This is a genomic window from Pseudomonas sp. lyk4-R2A-8, assembly GCF_030209095.1.
Taxonomy (GTDB): domain Bacteria; phylum Pseudomonadota; class Gammaproteobacteria; order Pseudomonadales; family Pseudomonadaceae; genus Aquipseudomonas; species Aquipseudomonas quebecensis.
Genome location: NZ_JARVSS010000006.1, coordinates 44,257 through 61,531, shown reverse-complemented (window position 1 = coordinate 61,531; position 17,275 = coordinate 44,257). Strand labels below are relative to the sequence as shown.

Genomic DNA, 17,275 nt, shown 5'->3' with positions numbered 1-17,275 from the left:
AGTGAGAGCGCAGTCGCTTTCATTCAGGCCTGTTTAGCCATGAGCGTGAACTCCCCATTGGAGTACACGGTAAATGCCAACCCGCTGCGGATTCTGCGCGCGGCAGCACCCGAATTATCAGGGATACGTGTAGGGTGGAGATGCACAACCGTCGGACCGTGTAGCACTAGGCTTATATTTAGACGCTTCATCTCGTCCACAGTCGCCGGTTGATTCCTCCTCCTGACCTTAGCTTTTGTTGAAGTGGTGCCTTTGTCACCACCGCTAACAAGCAGGACGCGTCCGTCGCATACCGGCCCAATTGGCCGATTTTGCTGGACACTGGAGTGGCCAACCACTCTTGACGCACCTGACACCGACCGTGAGAAGTCGTGTGTGCCGAACGCCGTTTCCGGCAGCCCGGAAACCGACGGTACAACATGAAAAGAATGCTGATTAACGCAACTCAACCCGAAGAGTTGCGTGTTGCACTCGTAGATGGCCAGCGCCTCTATGACCTGGATATCGAATCCGGTGCACGCGAGCAAAAGAAGGCCAACATCTACAAAGGCCGTATTACTCGCATCGAACCAAGCCTTGAGGCTGCCTTTGTCGATTTCGGCTCCGAGCGCCACGGCTTCCTGCCCCTCAAAGAAATCTCCCGCGAGTACTTCAAGAAAGCCCCCGAAGGCCGCGTAAACATCAAGGACGTCCTGAGCGAAGGCCAGGAAGTCATCGTCCAGGTCGAAAAAGAAGAACGTGGCAACAAGGGCGCCGCCCTGACCACCTTTATCAGCCTCGCCGGCCGTTACCTGGTCCTGATGCCGAACAACCCGCGTGCCGGCGGCATCTCCCGTCGCATCGAAGGCGAAGAGCGCAACGAACTGCGTGAAGCGCTCAACGGCCTGATCGCTCCGGCCGACATGGGCCTGATCGTGCGCACTGCCGGCCTGGGCCGCAGCAGCGAAGAAATGCAGTGGGACCTCGACTACCTGCTGCAACTGTGGACCGCCATCAAAGAAGCCTCCCTGGATCGCTCCGCGCCGTTCCTGATCTATCAGGAAAGCAACGTGATCATCCGCGCTATCCGCGATTACCTGCGCCAGGACATCGGCGAAGTGCTGATCGACAGCGTTGAAGCCCAGGACGAAGCCCTGACCTTCATTCGCCAGGTGATGCCGCAGTACGCCAGCAAGATCAAGCTGTACGAAGACAGCGTCCCGCTGTTCAACCGTTTCCAGATCGAAAGCCAGATCGAGACCGCTTTCCAGCGCGTGGTCGAACTGCCTTCCGGCGGTTCCATCGTGATCGACCCGACCGAAGCCCTGGTGTCCATCGACATCAACTCGGCGCGCGCCACCAAAGGCAGCGACATCGAAGAGACCGCCCTGCAGACCAACCTGGAAGCGGCTGAAGAAATCGCCCGCCAGCTGCGCCTGCGTGATATCGGCGGCCTGATCGTGATCGACTTTATCGACATGACCCCGGCCAAGAACCAGCGCGCCGTGGAAGAAAAAGTCCGCGAATGCCTGGAAGCCGACCGCGCCCGCGTGCAGGTTGGCCGCATCTCGCGCTTCGGCCTGCTGGAAATGTCCCGTCAGCGCCTGCGTCCATCCCTGGGCGAGAGCAGCGGCATCGTCTGCCCGCGTTGCAACGGCACCGGCATCATCCGTGACGTTGAATCGCTGTCCCTGGCGATCCTGCGCCTGATCGAAGAAGAAGCCCTGAAAGACCGCACCGCCGAAGTCCGCGCGCAAGTGCCGATCCCGGTTGCGGCCTTCCTGCTCAACGAAAAACGCAACTCGATCACCAAGATCGAACTGCGCACCCGTGCCCGCATCGTGATCCTGCCGAACGATCACCTCGAGACGCCGCACTTCGAAGTACAGCGCCTGCGTGACGACAGCCCGGAAGCCCACAGCGGCCAGTCCAGCTACGAAATCGCCGCTGCCGCCGCGGAAGTGGAAGAAGTCCAGCCAGCCGCCGCGACCCGCACCCTGGTTCGCCAGGAAGCTGCCGTGAAGACCGCGCCGGCGCGCGCCAACGCACCGGTTCCGGTTGAAGTCGCCGCGCCGGCTGCAGCACCGGCCGCAATGCCTGAGCCGAGCCTGTTCAAAGGCCTGGTCAAGTCGCTGGTCAGCCTGTTCGCATCCAAGGAAGAGCCTGCCGCCGCCCCGGTCGTGGTTGAAAAGCCTGCCACCGAGCGCCCGGCACGTAATGAAGAGCGTCGCAACGGTCGCCAGCAGAGCCGTAACCGCAACGGCCGCCGTGACGAAGAACGCAAGCCGCGCGAAGAACGTGCACCGCGTGAAGAACGCGCGCCACGCGAAGAGCGCCAGCCTCGCGAAGCCCGCGAAGACACGCCGACCGTAGCCCGTGAAGAACGTGCACCGCGTGAAGAGCGCGCGCCACGCACCCCACGCGCTCCGCGCGAAGATCGCAAGCCTCGCGGTGAGCGTGAAGAGCGCGTACGTGAACTGCGTGAGCCGCTGGACGCTGCTCCGGCCGTTGCCGCTGCCGCCGCCACCGAAGAGCGCCCGGCTCGCCCGCCGCGCGAAGAACGTGCGCCGCGTGAAGAACGCCAGCCTCGTGCCCCGCGTGAAGAGCGTCAACCGCGCGCCGAACAGGCCGCTGCCGCCAGCGAAGAAGAAGTGCTGACCGGCGAAGAGCAACTGCAGGAAGACGGCCAGGACAACGCCGAAGGCGATCGTCCACGCCGCCGCTCCCGTGGCCAGCGTCGTCGCAGCAACCGTCGTGAGCGTCAGCGCGACGCCAACGGCAACGTGATCGAAGGTTCGGAAGAAACCGGCGAACACACCGAAGCCGGTGCCCAGCAACCGACTGGCGACGAACTGGCCGCCGGCCTTGCCGTCACCGCTGCCGTGGCCAGCTCGGTTATCAGCGCACCAGCTGAAGCCCAGGCCCACGAGCAGGCTGAACGCGCAACCGCCGCTGTCGAAGAGACTGCTGCCGTGCAAGCCCCGGTTACCGAAACTGCGGCCGTTGAGCCTGCCGTGGTGGAAGCTCCGGCGGTAGAAGCAACGACCCCGATCGAAGCCCCCGTGGTTCCGGAAGTGGAAGTAGCACCGGTTCGCGACGCCCAGCCGGTCACCGATGTGATAGCCGTTGAGGTTGCGCCGCAGGCTGAGCCTCAGGCAGTGGTGGAAGCAGCGATTGAAGCACCGGTCGCCGAAGAAGCCGCCCCGGCAGTGCGTGAAGTTCGCGAAGAACAGACCGCCTTCCAATGGAACGCTGAACCTGCCGCTCCGGTTGAAGCACCAGCGCCTGCCCCTGTGGCAGAAGAAGCACCAGCGCCGGTTGCCGAAAACGTGGTAGTCGAGCCGACGCCAGTCGTCGAGCCCGCGCCGGTCGTCGAGGCCCCTGTGGTCGCCGAGGTTGCAGCCCCAGTGGTTGAAGCCGCGCCAGTCACTGCCCTGACCGAAAATGGCCGCGCGCCGAACGACCCACGTGAAGTGCGTCGCCGTCGCAAAGAAGCTGAAGCAGCTGCCGCTGCGGCAGCTGCTCAAGCCTCGGTTGAACCGGTGGCAGAACCCGCCGCCCCTGTCGCTGACGAAGCCCCGCGCGTCGTCGAAGAAGCGGCAGAGCCCAAGGCCCAGGAAGCAGAGCACGAGCCTAAACCTCTCGCCTGATTCCATCAGCCACTAAAAAGCCCCGCCTGAGTGATCAGGCGGGGCTTTTTTGTATCGCTCAGTGGTAATTCAACAGCGCAGGTACGTCCACATCCCACAACACGCCCGGATCGTTCACCGGCACCTGGGTGACATCTGCCTGAGTGAACAAAGACCTGGCGCCGCGATCACCCGTCAACGCCATCAACCCCGGCCCGAAATCACGGCCAAAGGCCACAGGGTGCCCATAACGGCCGGCTTGCACAGGCACACGGATGCCTTCTCTGGATAACCCGTGGATCACCTGCTCGATGCTGGATGCCTGGATAAACGGCATATCCCCCAGCAGCACCAGCCAGCCCTCGGCGTTATCACTGGCCGCGACGGCCGCCGCAAGGCTTTCGCCCATGCCGGCGGAGCACAACGTCAGGACTTGGCAGCCGTAGGCTTCAGCCAGCCGAATGACGTCGGTGCGCTCCGGCAGTGTCACGACCCAGCGCTCAACCACAGCGGCGGGTAGGTTGACCAGCACCTGCTCAATCACCGGCCGGGTCACACCGTCCAGACCCACGCAGGGCGCCAGCAATTTGTCCTGGTCAGCCCCGGCTTCGGCGCGGAAACGGCTGCCCTGCCCTGCCGCCAGCACTATCGCCGTGACGGTCACTCAGCCAGCACCGGCAAGTGTTTTTTCTGCATAGGCGCCACGCCGTTCTTGATCGCGACAATTTCCGCCATCAGCGACAAGGCGATTTCCGACGGCGTGTGACTGCCGATATGCAGGCCGATCGGCCCGTGCAACCGCGCAATCGCCTGCGCCGTCAGCCCCAACGCCGCCAGGTTGTCCCGGCGTTTCTGACTGTTGACCCGCGAGCCCAGCGCGCCGATGTAAAACGCACGGGAGTCCAACGCCGTCAGCAGCGCCATATCGTCCAGGCGCGGGTCGTGGGTCAGGCAGACGATAGCCGTACGCTCGTCGGTCTGGATAGACAGCACCGCTTCATCGGGCATGCCCGGCACGAAGCGCCCGTGCTGCGCCTCCCAGCCGTACACGAACTCTTCGCGGGGATCGCAGATGAGCACTTCGAAATCCAGCAAGCGCGCCATTTCCGCGACGTAGCGCGACAGCTGCCCGGCGCCGATCAGCAGCAGGCGCCAACGCGGGCCGTAGATGGCGCGCAGGCGTTCACCGTCAAAGCTCAGACCATCGGTTTTGGTGGCGCCGCTCAAGGTGACCTCGCCCGTGGTCAGGTTCAGCTCCCGTGCGACAATCTCATGGGCCTCGCAGCGTGCCAGCAGGTCGGCGACCCATTGCCAGTCCTGCACCCGCTCTTCGGTCAGGCGCAAGGTGCCGCCGCAAGGCAGACCAAAACGTGCGGCTTCGTCCTGGGTGACGCCGTAGGTCACTAACTGTACCGGCGGACCGTCGTCTACCAGGCGGCCGTCGTGCAGGCGGGCAATCAGGTCATCTTCGATGCAACCGCCGGATACCGAGCCGATCACCACGCCATCGCCACGCAACGCCAACATGGCGCCCGGTGGGCGTGGCGCGCTGCCCCAGGTCTGGACCACGCTGTACAACACCACTCGCTGCCCGGCGCGGCGCCACTCCAGCACGCTACGCAGAACATTCAGATCCACACTGTCCATCAAGCCTCCCGCGGTCACTATCGCGCTCACTGTAAACCAAAAAATCGCCCGAAGTGCCGAGCCATAAACGCGAACGCCCCGAACATGTCGGGGCGTTTGTGCAAGGCTGGGGGCGTCAGTTCACGCCATCAGCGTCTTACTTGACCACCGGTGCAGGACCTTCGGCCACGCCCAGGTCATCGAGTTCACGGGATTCGGAAATACCGGTACCGCCCGACGCCAGCTCACTCTGCAGTTTATCGGTGTCCAGTTCCTTGACCCACTTGGCCACGACGATGGTGGCAACGGCGTTACCCACCAGGTTGGTCAGCGCACGGGCTTCGGACATGAAGCGGTCGATGCCCAGGATCAGCGCCAGACCGGCGACCGGCAGGTGGCCGACAGCCGACAGGGTCGCCGCCAGGACGATGAAGCCGCTGCCGGTCACGCCCGCAGCACCCTTGGAAGACAGCAGCAGCACCAGCAGCAGGGTGATCTGGTGGGTGATATCCATGTGGGTGTCGGTCGCTTGGGCGATGAACACGGCGGCCATGGTCAGGTAGATCGAGGTACCGTCGAGGTTGAAGGAGTAGCCGGTCGGGATCACCAGACCGACTACGGATTTCTTCGCGCCAAGACGCTCCATCTTGATCAGCATGCGTGGCAGCGCGGATTCGGAGGAGGACGTACCCAGAACGATCAGCAGCTCTTCACGGATGTAGCGGATCAATTTCAGCACGCTGAAACCGTGGGCGCGGCAGATGGCGCCCAGCACCACGACCACAAACAGCACACAGGTGATGTAGAAGCAGATCATCAGCTGGCCCAGTTGCACCAGCGAACCCACACCGTAGGCACCGATGGTGAACGCCATGGCGCCCAGGGCACCGATCGGCGCGAGCTTCATGATCATATTGATGATGTTGAACATCACGTGGGCGAAGCGATCGATGAAGTCCAGCACCGGTTTGCCGTAGGCACCCAGGCGGTGCAGGGCAAAGCCGAAGATGACCGAGAACATCAATACTTGCAGGATATCGCCGTTGGCGAAGGCGCCGACGATGGTGTTCGGGATGACGTTGAGGATAAAGCCAACCACGCTCTGGTCTGCACCGGCGGTCACGTAGGCCGCGACTTTAGAAGCGTCCAGGGTGGCTACGTCGATGTGCATGCCGGCACCCGGCTGCACCACGTTCACCACCACCAGACCGATCAGCAGGGCAATCGTGGAGACGATTTCAAAGTAGAGCAGCGCGTAGCCGCCGGTCTTGCCCACCGATTTCATGCTCTGCATGCCGGCGATGCCGCTGACAACGGTACAGAAGATGATCGGGGCGATGACCATCTTGATCAGTTTGATGAACCCGTCACCCAGTGGCTTGAGGGCCACGCCGGTCTGCGGGTAGAAGTGACCGAGCAAGATACCGATAACGATTGCAACGATCACCTGGAAATACAGGGATTTGTAGAGTGGCTGACGAGTCGTCATTGCAAAATTCCTCAAACGTCCCGTGTGGCAAATATCCGCCATTGCCCACGACACTTGAATTGCGAACCCTCCTGCACTGGAGGGATTTGTTGTTTGTGAGGGCAGTGGGATAAATCTTTCACTGCCTTACCTGTCGACCTATCGCAAACGCCGTGCCACTTTGCATAAATCCGCTGAGGGCCTTTAGACACCGGGGCCGGCGGTTTCAAGCCGCCACCAACGCAGATCAATACGTGGCGGTTTTCCGCCGCACCGCTCTGCAGTGCCCTGCAATTTGGCGGATATCCGCCTTGCCGCGCCCGCCGGGCGGTGGCTACCATCCGCCACTCCATGGACGAGGGCCCCGCATGCGTGAACGAACCATTGCCAGCCACTTTGCCCGCGCCGCTCTGGGGGGTGCGCGTCGGGCCGGTCATGACTATTCGGCCCTGCTGCAGCAGGTGGGCATCCCACAGGAACTGTTGACCGAACCCCGCGCCCGCATCGCGCCGGAGCAATTTACCCGGTTGTTGCAAATGCTCTGGCTGGCGCTGGACGACGAATACCTCGGGTTCGCCGATGGCCCCAGCAAACGCGGCACCTTCGCCATGATGTGCCACGCGCTGATCCACTGCCGCACCCTGGAGAAGGCTCTGGAACGCGGCTTACTGTTTTATAGCTTATTCCCGCAGGGCCCGCGTTGGCAGCTGACGCGCGAAGGCGAAATGGCGCGCCTGAGCCTGGACCATTCGCGACTCTGGGACCCGGACCACTTCCTCAGCGAGTGCCTGCTTGTGATCTGGCACCGCCTGGGCAGTTGGCTGATCGGCCAGCGTATCCGATTGCACCAGGCCACCTTCGCCTACCCCAGGCCGCCCCATGCCAGCGAATACGACCTGCTGTTCCCCTGCACCCAGGTGTTCGGTGCACCGCACAGCAGCCTGGTGTTTCCGGTGCGCTACCTGAGCCTGCCGTTGCTGCAGGACGAGCGCACCCTCAAGCATTTCCTCGCGCGCTCCCCGGCCGACCTGTTATCGCGCCCGGATGAAGGCGACAGCCTGAGCAGCCAGTTGCGCCGCCTGCTGAGCCGCGACCGCACGCCCTGGCCCGACCTGGAAGCGGTCGCCCAGCATCTGCATATCAGCCCGCAAACCCTGCGCCGGCACCTGCGCGAAGAAGGCACCAGTTTCCAGGCGCTCAAGGATGAATTGCGGCGGGACATCGCCATCTACCACCTGGGTCGGGCGGATCTGTCCTTGCAGCAGATCGCCGAGCAGTTGGGTTTTTCAGAACCGTCGGCGTTTCATCGGGCGTTCAAGAAGTGGACGGGGCTGACACCGGGCGCCTATCGGGCGCAGGAGAGCTAGCACTGCGTCGTGTGTGAGGGCCTCATCGGGGGCTTGCTATGGTGAGCGGGCTTGCCCCGTGCATGGCCAGCCCAGCCACTGAAGATCACACGGCGGGGAAGTGAATCCTGAACGCCGCGCCGCCCAGGGGTGAATCGTCCAGGGTCAGCCGCGCGCCGTAGCTTTCGATAATGTCCTTGACCACCGCCAGGCCGATGCCCTGCCCAGGATGCTGGCGGTCCAGGCGCTCGCCGCGTTGCAGGATGCGCGCCCGCTGGTCCGGCGGCACACCGGGGCCATCGTCTTCGATGCACAGTTCCGTGCCGTCTTCGTTTTCGATCAGGCTGATGCGCACCTGGCTCAGGCACAGGCGGTAGGCGTTCTCCAACAGATTGCCGAGCAACTCGAGCAAGGCCCCCTTCTCGATGGGCACGTCGCACGCCTGGGGCAACTGGAAGGAGACCGTCACTGCTTTGTCGCGGTACACCTTGCCCAATGTGTCGCACAGGCTCTGGACCACCGGTTCCAGGCGCACCTGATGGCGCACCAAGCCGCTCTTGCGCAGGCTGGCACGCTGCAGCTGGTAGCTGATCTGCTGGCTCATGCGTTCGATCTGCGTTTGCAGTACCCGGGCCTGATCGCGGTCTTCGGGGCGCTGGGCCATGTCTTCGCTCACACCCTGCAACACCGCGAGCGGGGTTTTCAGGCTGTGGGCCAGGTCGTCGAGGGAATCGCGGTAACGCGTGCGTTGTTCGCGCTCGCTGTGCAACAAACGGTTCAGGGAACCGGTCAGACGCAGCAGTTCGCGGGGATGCTGTTCGGACAGGCTTTCGCGGGTACCGCCTTCGATCTGGTCCAGTTCCTGGCTCAACCGCCGCAACGCCTGCAGGCCCCAGGTCAGGCCCAGCCACAGCAGAGTCAGCAGCACCAGCAACGCCGCGCCGAAGCCCAGGTAGAGGTTTTCGCGCAGACCTTCGAGGGTCAACTGGTATTCGCGCACCGGTTGCAGGGCGACGATACTGAATGCCGCGCTCTTGCCGCCGAGCAGCTTGACCTCGACGTCATACACGAAGAATTCCTGGCCATTGGCCTCGCGAATCCTTGCAAACTCGTTGCCGCGCCCGTCATAGCGCGGTTTGTAATTGATGTTTTCTTCGCGGGTCGCGCGCGAGCGCCACACCAGGTGCCCTTCGCGGTCGTAGATATAACCCAGCAGCCGGCTGTCGGCGAGGTTGAAGCGTTCATCCGGCAGTTGCGCCGGCATCAGCAAGTGGTTGTTTTCCACCCGCGCGGCGGAGATCAGCGTGGTCACATCCGACGCCAGGCGCTGCTCGATGGAATCCTGCAACGCCAGGCTGAACGCACCTTGCATCGCCGGCAGCAGGCCGAGCATAAACAGCACGGCCAGGGTGGCGGCCGCCAGCATCAGTCTCACACGTAACGAGCGAATCAACGGCAGCGCTCATTAAACAGATAGCCCAGGCCACGCACGGTGTCGATCGGCTTGAACCCGGCCGGGCCTTCCAGTTTGCGGCGCAGACGACCGACCAGCACTTCGATGACATTCGGGTCGCGCTCGTCATCATCCGGGTAGAGCTGTTCCATCAGGCGGTCCTTGGCGACCACTTGCTGGTGATGGCGCATCAGGTATTCGAGGATGCGGTATTCGTAGGCGGTCAGCGCCAGGGGCTGTTCGTCGAGGGACGCCTGCTTGCGGTTGATGTCCAGCAGCAACGGCCCGGCGACGATGGTGGACTGGGTAAACCCGCTGGAGCGGCGCAACAGTGCGTTCATGCGGGCTTCCAACTCTTCGAACTGGAACGGCTTGACCACATAGTCGTCGGCGCCGGCGGCCAGGCCTTCGACCTTGTCCTGCCAGTTGCCGCGCGCGGTGAGGATCAGAATCGGGAACGTCTTGCCCTTGGCGCGCAACTGGCGGATCAGGTCCAGGCCGCCCATGCCCGGCAGGCCCAGGTCGACGATGGCCAGGTCGTGATTGAACTGGCCGGTCTGGTACAAGGCCTCCTCGGCATTGGCCACGGCCTCGACCACATGGCCGCTGTCGGTCAGGCGGGTAAACAGGTGATGGCGCAGCAGCGCCTCATCTTCCACCACCAGCAATTTCATAGGGCTCTCCAAAGCGTATCAACTGTCCGACTGGGTGACATCATAGCGGCCCTGCAGGTCTTGCGGGCGCAGTTTGATGCCATTGAATTGACCGGTCAGCTGCGCATAACCGACGCGGTAGGCTGGCTGCGGGGTCGTCGCGCCCAAGGCCTGGCCCCACGGCGAGGTCTGGCAGCCCGCTTCTTCGAAGCTCACACGATGGATCAGGTTACTGGGCTTTCTGGTTTTCTCCCTGCCGAATTCGGCGAAGGCGCCCTCCGACGCCTGCGCTCCGGCAGCGGCACTCAGCAGGGTCAAGGCCAGCATCAGCTTTTTGATCGCAGTCATGGTGTTACCTCATACGCGTTTGGCTGTCCGGCCAGACTACGCAGGCGCCCCTGAACTCCCCCTGAACAGGCTCTGAACCTGGCCTGAACCGGCGCGGGCTATCCTGTGAGACGGCAACTGGGCAAAATACCGCCCCATGAATCTCCTACCCGCTTGCTGCACTCCGCTCGACGCCCGCTGGCCCCTGCCCGATCCACTGGCGGGCACGGTGTTGCTCAGCACCCGTTTCGATCCCGCGATGCTGGCGGTGGACGATTTTCAACGCTGCGCCGTGCCGCCACCGGCGAGCATCCAGCGTTCGGTCGCCAAGCGTCAGGCCGAATTCCTGGCCGGCCGCGTGTGCGCCCGCGCCGCCCTGCACCAGCTAGGTCATCCCGATTGCATCCCGGCGATCGGCGCAGATCGCGCGCCGGTTTGGCCCCCCTCTGTCAGCGGTTCCATCACCCACAGCACCGGGCACGCCGCCGCAATTGTCGGGCACACGGCGCAATGGCGCGGCCTGGGCATGGACCTGGAAAATCTGCTGAGTGCCGAACGGGCGCAACGCCTGGCCGGGGAGATTCTGACCGCCGATGAACTGCAACGCATGGCCAGACTCAAGCCAGAGCAGGTCGCGCTGCTGGTGACACTGACGTTTTCGCTCAAGGAAAGCCTGTTCAAGGCGCTCTACCCGCTCGTGCACAAGCGCTTTTACTTTGAGCATGCCGAGCTGCTGGAGTGGTCTGACACAGGCCATGCACGCCTGCGGTTGCTCACGGACCTGTCCCACGAATGGTGCCAGGGTACGGAGCTGCAAGGCCAGTTCGCACTGGACGACGGTCAGTTGCTGAGCCTGGTGGCCGTGCAGGCCCAGGCGTGCTGATCAGTGCGCGTGCTTATCCTGGTCCCTCGGCCAGCTCAGGCTGAAACACGCGCCGCCCAGGTTGTTGCTTTTGCTGATCAACGCTCGCCCGCCGTGCCAATAAATGATGCGCCGCACGATCGACAAGCCCAGCCCATGCCCGCCGGAAGCGCGGGTGCGGCTGTCGTCCAGGCGCAGGAACGGCGTGAAGATGCGCTCCCAGGCGCTTTCCGGTACGCCGGGGCCGTCATCTTCCACGTCGATACGGCAGCGTACCTGCCCTACCTGATAACTGATCAACACTTGGCTGCGGGCGTGACGCATGGCGTTGGTCACCAGATTCTGCAGCGCGCGGTGCAGGTAGCGCGGCTCGGCATCGACCCGGGCGCCGTCCCAAAGGGCCGATGACAGGCAAATGCCGCGACTGACGACGATAGTCGGGCGCAGTGGCGATAATTCGCCGATCACCTGATCGAGCAGCCCATCCAGGTCCACGCGCTGGAAATTCAGCTCCGGCGACCCCTGCTCCAGTCGCGCGTAGGTCAGCATTTCATCCACCAGGCCGTCCAGATCCTGGATATCACTGTCCATGCCCTCCAGGTATTTGCGGCGCGCTTCAGACGTAGCGGCCTCGCCAAGCATCTCCAGGCCAAAGCGCAGGCGCGCCACCGGCGTGCGCAGCTCATGGGACACCGCACGCACCAGTTCGCGCTGGATCGCCAGCAACTGCTGCAAGTGCTCGGCCATGCCATTAAAGGCCGCCGCCAGACGCCCGACCGAATCCGCGCCCCGGGCCGGCACACGCACGTGCAGGTTGCCCTTGGCGATACGCGTGGCGGCGGCTTCCAACCCTTTGAGCCGACGTTCCAGCTGGCGCACCAGGAAATACACGATCAGGCCGATCAGGGTCAGGCCGATCAAGGCGATCAGGATCAGCCATTGCGCCGGATACGGGTTCATCTGGTACAGCGGGCCGATCTCCAACACCCACGGCGTGCCGACCATGCCGGCAAACACACGGATCGAGTCGCCGCCCTTACCCAGCGCCATCACCGTATCGCCCTCGGAGACGCGCCGGCGCTGGTCGTCATCCATGTCGGCCTGGTCCAGGGTCATCAGGCGCATGTCGAAGCCAAAGCCTTTGGTCTCCTTTATAGCCGCCAGCCGTTGAGGCTGTTCCGCCACGGGATAGCGCACCAGTTCATCGGATAGCAGGTAAATCGTCGCGCGCGCCAACTGTTCGCTGATTTGCTGCACTTCGCCGGTCAGCACCAGTTGTTCCTGCTCGCTGACCAACCGCACCACCCGCGCCGCATGCGGGCCGGTCTGTTGCACCAGCACCTGGCCGCGCTGCAGGCTGGTGCGCTGGCCCAGGTCCAGGCGGGCGTCGGCGAAGGTGCGCAACTCCAGTGGTATGCCGAGTAAACGCTCCCACACCGCCAGGGCGCGCTGGCGTTCGATGCGGTTCATGGGCTGAAGGTTGTCGCCCATCAGGGCAAATGTGCCGTGGGCCAGGCGCTCGCGGTATTGGTCGCTGCGCACCTCGTTGAGCAGGTGCAAGGCGAGCACGCCGAGCAGCGCCACCAGGATCAGTGCGGCACACATACCGCCATAGATGCGCAGGAAGATTGAGTTCACAGCTGCAGGTCGACGGCGGCTTCGGGGACGAACAGGTAGCCTTTGCTGCGGATGGTCTTGATCAGGCGCGGGTGGATCGGGTCGTCACCGATTTTAGGGCGAATGCGCGAGATGCGCACATCAATGGAGCGGTCCTGACCGTCGTAGCCGACGCCGCGCAGGGCGATAAAGATTTCTTCGCGGGACAGAATGCGCCCGGCATTCGCGACCAATAGCCACAGCAGGTCGAATTCGGCGCTGGTCAGTTCGATACCGGCGTCATGCAGCCACGCCTCACGCAACGCGCTGTCCACCACCAGCGGGCCGAATTGCAGGCGCCGCTCAAGCGCCAAGGCCTGCGCTTGCGCCGGCTCGCTGCGGCGCAACAGCGCCTGGATCCGTGCCAGCAGCAGGCGCGGGCGTACCGGTTTGCACACATAATCGTCGGCCCCCAGGTCCAGGCCCAGCACCTGGTCCATATCGTCGGTGCGCGCGGTGAGCATCAGGATGACACCGTCGTAGCGCTCACGCACCTTGCGACAGATGCTCAGGCCGTCTTCGCCGGGCAGCATCAGGTCGAGGATCACCAGGTCCGGCTGCTCGCGGATGATGCGCTCAGCCGCCAGCGCCCCATTGCCTTCCACTGCGACCCGCAGACCGTTGCTTTGCAGGTAATCGCGCGTCAGCTCGGCCAGTCGCTCGTCGTCCTCGACGATCAGGATGTGCCAGGCGTCGTGCTCCATCAGCTACCTCGGTTGTATTTATTATTGGAGCGAGCGCGCTCGCGAAAAAGCCCAGAGGGCCGCAAGCACGCGCCTTAAGTTGTCACGTGGCGCGGACAAACTAGCGCCGATTGTAGCCATGGGCCAGCCCTCAAACACAAGGCGGGAAATCCATTCGGTGATCGTGTTTTTTTGTGATAGGGTTCGCGCCCTTCGAAAAGGGCACCCTGGTTTTTTGGACGAAACATTTCATGACAAACGGTCCGACGCAGTGGTAACGCGGCCTACAAGACCATTGCACCTTTCATACACATTTTACCCACAGCGTTATCCACAGGTTACTGCGTTGCTAAGCCCTCCAAAACGCATTATCTTGTAGCTCGGCGGCATCGAAGACCCTACATGTAGCGTTTTCGACCTAAACGCCCAACCACACAAGTGGCTCGAAACTCAAGCGCTTTATTTGTTAGTGCAGCGTGGAACCAACCGATTTTCAGTAGACCAAACCGCTCACGCGGATGGCACCTGTTTCTCCATCCCGATATGGAAAACGGTACGGGTGTTGCAGGAAGAGCCTGGCACTCGCAATCAAATATAGAACGTGGAGACATCCCCCCATGCAAACCGACACAACTCGCGAGAACCCGCAGGGCTCCGTGCCGCAGGCCGCCGATTCGACTATGGATCTGTCCGCCACCGCACCTGGCCAGCTGCGCGTGATCAAGCGTAACGGCACTGTCGTTCCTTATACCGATGACAAAATCACCGTCGCCATCACCAAAGCGTTTCTTGCAGTTGAAGGCGGCACCGCTGCCGCTTCGTCGCGCATCCACGACACCGTTGCCCGCCTGACCGAACAAGTCACTGCGACCTTCAAGCGCCGCATGCCTTCGGGCGGCACCATCCACATCGAAGAAATCCAGGACCAGGTCGAACTGGCCCTGATGCGTGCCGGCGAGCAGAAAGTGGCTCGCGACTACGTGATCTACCGCGATTCGCGCGCCAAGGAACGTGCCGTGCGCACGCCCGCCGAAGAAGCGGCGGTACAAGCGCACCCGTCGATCCGCATCACCCTGGCCGACGGCAGCTTCGCGCCGCTGGACCTGGGCCGCCTGAACACCATCATCACCGAGGCCTGCGAAGGCCTGGAAGAAGTCGACGGCGACCTGATCCAGCGCGAAACCCTGAAGAACCTGTACGACGGCGTGGCCCTGACCGACGTCAACACCGCCCTGGTGATGACCGCCCGTACCCTGGTTGAACGCGAACCGAACTACTCGTTCGTGACCGCGCGCCTGCTGATGGACACCCTGCGTGCCGAAGGCCTGGGCTTCCTGGGCGTGGCCGACAGCGCCACCCACCACGAAATGGCCGAGCTGTACGCCAAGGCCCTGCCTGCGTACATCGCCAAGGGTATCGAATTCGAATTGCTGAACCCGGTCCTGGCCACTTTCGACCTGGAAAAACTCGGCAAGGCGATCAACCACGAGCGTGACCAGCAGTTCACCTACCTGGGCCTGCAGACCCTGTACGACCGTTACTTCATCCACAAGGACGGTATCCGTTTCGAACTGCCGCAAGTGTTCTTCATGCGCGTGGCCATGGGCCTGGCGATCGAAGAGAAGCACAAAGAAGACCGTGCGATCGAGTTCTACAACCTGCTGTCGTCCTTCGACTACATGTCGTCGACCCCGACCCTGTTCAACGCCGGTACCCTGCGTCCACAGCTGTCGAGCTGCTACCTGACCACCGTGCCGGACGACCTGTCGGGCATCTACCACGCGATCCACGACAACGCCATGTTGTCCAAATTCGCCGGTGGCCTGGGCAACGACTGGACGCCGGTGCGCGCACTGGGTTCGTACATCAAGGGCACCAACGGCAAGTCCCAGGGCGTCGTACCGTTCCTGAAAGTGGTGAACGACACCGCCGTAGCGGTCAACCAGGGCGGCAAGCGCAAAGGCGCTGTGTGTGCCTACCTGGAAACCTGGCACATGGACATCGAAGAGTTCATCGAGCTGCGCAAGAACACCGGTGATGACCGTCGTCGTACCCACGACATGAACACCGCCAACTGGATCCCGGATCTGTTCATGAAGCGCGTCTTCGATGACGGCAAGTGGACCCTGTTCTCGCCCTCCGAAGTACCGGACCTGCACGACCTGACCGGCAAGGCCTTCGAAGAGCGCTACGAGTACTACGAAGCCCTCACCGAGTACCCAGGCAAGGTCAAGCTGTTCAAGACCATCCAGGCCAAAGACCTGTGGCGCAAGATGCTGTCCATGCTGTTCGAAACCGGCCACCCATGGCTGACCTTCAAGGACCCGTGCAACCTGCGCAGCCCGCAGCAGCACGTGGGCGTGGTCCACAGCTCGAACCTGTGCACCGAGATCACCTTGAACACCAACAAGGACGAGATCGCCGTTTGCAACCTGGGCTCGATCAACCTGCCGAACCACATCGTCAACGGCAAGCTGGACACCGCCAAGCTGGAGCGCACCGTCAACACCGCCGTACGCATGCTCGATAACGTGATCGACATCAACTACTACTCGGTGCCGCAGGCGCAGAACTCCAACTTCAAGCACCGCCCGGTGGGCCTCGGGATCATGGGCTTCCAGGACGCGTTGTACCTGCAGCACATTCCTTACGGTTCGGACGCTGCGGTCGAGTTCGCCGACAAGTCCATGGAAGCGGTCAGCTACTACGCGATCCAGGCTTCCTGCGACCTGGCCGACGAGCGCGGCGCCTACGAGACGTTCCAGGGTTCGCTGTGGTCCAAGGGCATCCTGCCGCTGGATTCGCAACAGATCCTGATCGAAGCCCGTGGCCAGAAGTACATCGACGTTGACCTGAACGAAACCCTGGACTGGGCACCGGTACGTGCTCGTGTGCAGAAAGGTATTCGTAACTCCAACATCATGGCCATCGCACCGACCGCCACCATCGCCAACATCACCGGCGTGTCGCAGTCGATCGAACCGACCTACCAGAACCTGTATGTGAAATCGAACCTGTCGGGCGAATTCACCGTGATCAACCCGTACCTGGTGCGCGACCTCAAGGCCCGCGGCCTGTGGGACTCGGTCATGATCAACGACCTGAAGTACTACGACGGTTCCGTGCAGCAGATCGAGCGCATCCCGCAGGAACTCAAAGAGCTCTACGCGACTGCGTTCGAAGTGGACACCAAGTGGATCGTTGACGCCGCCAGCCGTCGTCAGAAGTGGATCGACCAGGCGCAATCCCTGAACCTGTACATCGCCGGCGCTTCGGGCAAGAAGCTGGACGTGACCTACCGCATGGCTTGGTACCGTGGCCTGAAAACCACTTACTACCTCCGTGCCCTGGCCGCGACCAGCACCGAGAAGTCGACCATCAACACCGGTAAGCTGAACGCAGTGTCCAGCGGCAACCACGGTGATGATTCGGTACTCGCCGCCCCGGCCGGCCCGGCGCCAGTGCCAAAGGCCTGCGCGATCGACGAGCCGGATTGCGAAGCTTGCCAATAAGCTGAGCCCGCTGGGTTAACCAGCCCCCGTTATGCTTATCGCATACCGGGGGCTTTGTTTTGCCGGATGAACAGCGCCGCG

12 protein-coding genes are annotated in these 17,275 nt (G+C 62.9%); 4 read left to right on the top strand and 8 right to left on the bottom strand.

Annotated elements, in window-relative coordinates:
* The first annotated feature begins 428 nt into the window (after positions 1–428).
* Entirely contained in the window at positions 429–3,629 is a 3,201-nt protein-coding gene (rne, locus tag QRN10_RS07285) for a ribonuclease E (RefSeq protein WP_285428091.1), read from the top strand.
* 58 nt (positions 3,630–3,687) lie between these two features.
* Here rne and QRN10_RS07280 read toward each other — a convergent pair whose 3' ends face one another.
* From QRN10_RS07280 to QRN10_RS07270, 3 genes are all read right to left on the bottom strand, one after another.
* On the bottom strand, positions 3,688–4,272 hold the full coding sequence (locus QRN10_RS07280; RefSeq protein WP_285428090.1) for a nucleotidyltransferase family protein: 585 nt from the start codon (positions 4,270–4,272) through the stop codon (positions 3,688–3,690).
* Positions 4,269–5,255: an XdhC family protein gene (locus QRN10_RS07275; protein ID WP_285428089.1), complete on the bottom strand. Its 987-nt coding sequence runs from the start codon at positions 5,253–5,255 to the stop codon at positions 4,269–4,271. The genes QRN10_RS07280 and QRN10_RS07275 overlap by 4 nt, the downstream gene beginning before the upstream one ends.
* 136 nt (positions 5,256–5,391) lie before the next feature.
* The gene (locus QRN10_RS07270; protein ID WP_181081179.1) at positions 5,392–6,723 is read right to left on the bottom strand and encodes a dicarboxylate/amino acid:cation symporter; all 1,332 of its coding nucleotides are present in this window, start codon (positions 6,721–6,723) and stop codon (positions 5,392–5,394) included.
* A 347-nt stretch (positions 6,724–7,070) separates the two neighbouring features.
* Here QRN10_RS07270 and QRN10_RS07265 point away from each other — a divergent pair, with 347 nt between their 5' ends.
* On the top strand, positions 7,071–8,069 hold the full coding sequence (locus QRN10_RS07265; protein WP_253509014.1) for an AraC family transcriptional regulator: 999 nt from the start codon (positions 7,071–7,073) through the stop codon (positions 8,067–8,069).
* A gap of 85 nt (positions 8,070–8,154) precedes the next feature.
* Here the strand turns inward: QRN10_RS07265 and QRN10_RS07260 are convergent, their stop codons facing one another.
* From QRN10_RS07260 to QRN10_RS07250, 3 genes are read right to left on the bottom strand one after another with little or no spacing between them, the layout of a single operon-like run.
* The gene (locus QRN10_RS07260; RefSeq protein WP_181081181.1) at positions 8,155–9,501 is read right to left on the bottom strand and encodes an ATP-binding protein; all 1,347 of its coding nucleotides are present in this window, start codon (positions 9,499–9,501) and stop codon (positions 8,155–8,157) included.
* On the bottom strand, positions 9,498–10,175 hold the full coding sequence (locus QRN10_RS07255) for a response regulator (protein WP_181081182.1): 678 nt from the start codon (positions 10,173–10,175) through the stop codon (positions 9,498–9,500). Before QRN10_RS07255 ends, QRN10_RS07260 begins: the two co-directional genes overlap by 4 nt.
* Positions 10,176–10,193: 18 nt before the next feature.
* The gene (locus QRN10_RS07250) at positions 10,194–10,502 is read right to left on the bottom strand and encodes a hypothetical protein (RefSeq protein WP_285428088.1); all 309 of its coding nucleotides are present in this window, start codon (positions 10,500–10,502) and stop codon (positions 10,194–10,196) included.
* 136 nt (positions 10,503–10,638) lie between these two features.
* On the opposite strand from QRN10_RS07250, the gene QRN10_RS07245 reads away from it, so the two are divergent.
* Positions 10,639–11,364: a 4'-phosphopantetheinyl transferase family protein gene (locus tag QRN10_RS07245; protein WP_253509016.1), complete on the top strand. Its 726-nt coding sequence runs from the start codon at positions 10,639–10,641 to the stop codon at positions 11,362–11,364.
* On the opposite strand, the gene QRN10_RS07240 is transcribed toward QRN10_RS07245, so the two are convergent.
* Both QRN10_RS07240 and QRN10_RS07235 read right to left on the bottom strand, forming a co-directional pair.
* Positions 11,365–12,981, bottom strand: coding sequence for an ATP-binding protein (locus QRN10_RS07240; protein ID WP_285428087.1), 1,617 nt, complete (start codon positions 12,979–12,981; stop codon positions 11,365–11,367).
* Complete coding sequence (locus tag QRN10_RS07235; RefSeq protein WP_181081186.1) at positions 12,978–13,703, bottom strand: response regulator; 726 nt, start codon at positions 13,701–13,703, stop codon at positions 12,978–12,980. Before QRN10_RS07235 ends, QRN10_RS07240 begins: the two co-directional genes overlap by 4 nt.
* A gap of 596 nt (positions 13,704–14,299) precedes the next feature.
* On the opposite strand from QRN10_RS07235, the gene QRN10_RS07230 reads away from it, so the two are divergent.
* Positions 14,300–17,194 (top strand): ribonucleoside-diphosphate reductase subunit alpha, encoded by a 2,895-nt coding sequence (locus QRN10_RS07230; protein WP_141155820.1) that lies wholly within the window; start codon positions 14,300–14,302, stop codon positions 17,192–17,194.
* Positions 17,195–17,275: the final 81 nt, after the last annotated feature.

Excerpts from the sequence above, each read along its gene's own strand:
- QRN10_RS07270 (WP_181081179.1), bottom strand. The coding sequence starts at position 6,723 with ATGACGACTCGTCAGCCACTCTACAAATCCCTGTATTTCCAGGTGATC.
- rne (WP_285428091.1), top strand. The coding sequence starts at position 429 with ATGCTGATTAACGCAACTCAACCCGAAGAGTTGCGTGTTGCACTCGTA.
- QRN10_RS07230 (WP_141155820.1), top strand. The coding sequence starts at position 14,300 with ATGCAAACCGACACAACTCGCGAGAACCCGCAGGGCTCCGTGCCGCAG.
- QRN10_RS07265 (WP_253509014.1), top strand. The coding sequence starts at position 7,071 with ATGCGTGAACGAACCATTGCCAGCCACTTTGCCCGCGCCGCTCTGGGG.
- QRN10_RS07255 (WP_181081182.1), bottom strand. The coding sequence starts at position 10,175 with ATGAAATTGCTGGTGGTGGAAGATGAGGCGCTGCTGCGCCATCACCTG.
- QRN10_RS07250 (WP_285428088.1), bottom strand. The coding sequence starts at position 10,502 with ATGACTGCGATCAAAAAGCTGATGCTGGCCTTGACCCTGCTGAGTGCC.
- QRN10_RS07245 (WP_253509016.1), top strand. The coding sequence starts at position 10,639 with ATGAATCTCCTACCCGCTTGCTGCACTCCGCTCGACGCCCGCTGGCCC.
- QRN10_RS07275 (WP_285428089.1), bottom strand. The coding sequence starts at position 5,255 with ATGGACAGTGTGGATCTGAATGTTCTGCGTAGCGTGCTGGAGTGGCGC.
- QRN10_RS07235 (WP_181081186.1), bottom strand. The coding sequence starts at position 13,703 with ATGGAGCACGACGCCTGGCACATCCTGATCGTCGAGGACGACGAGCGA.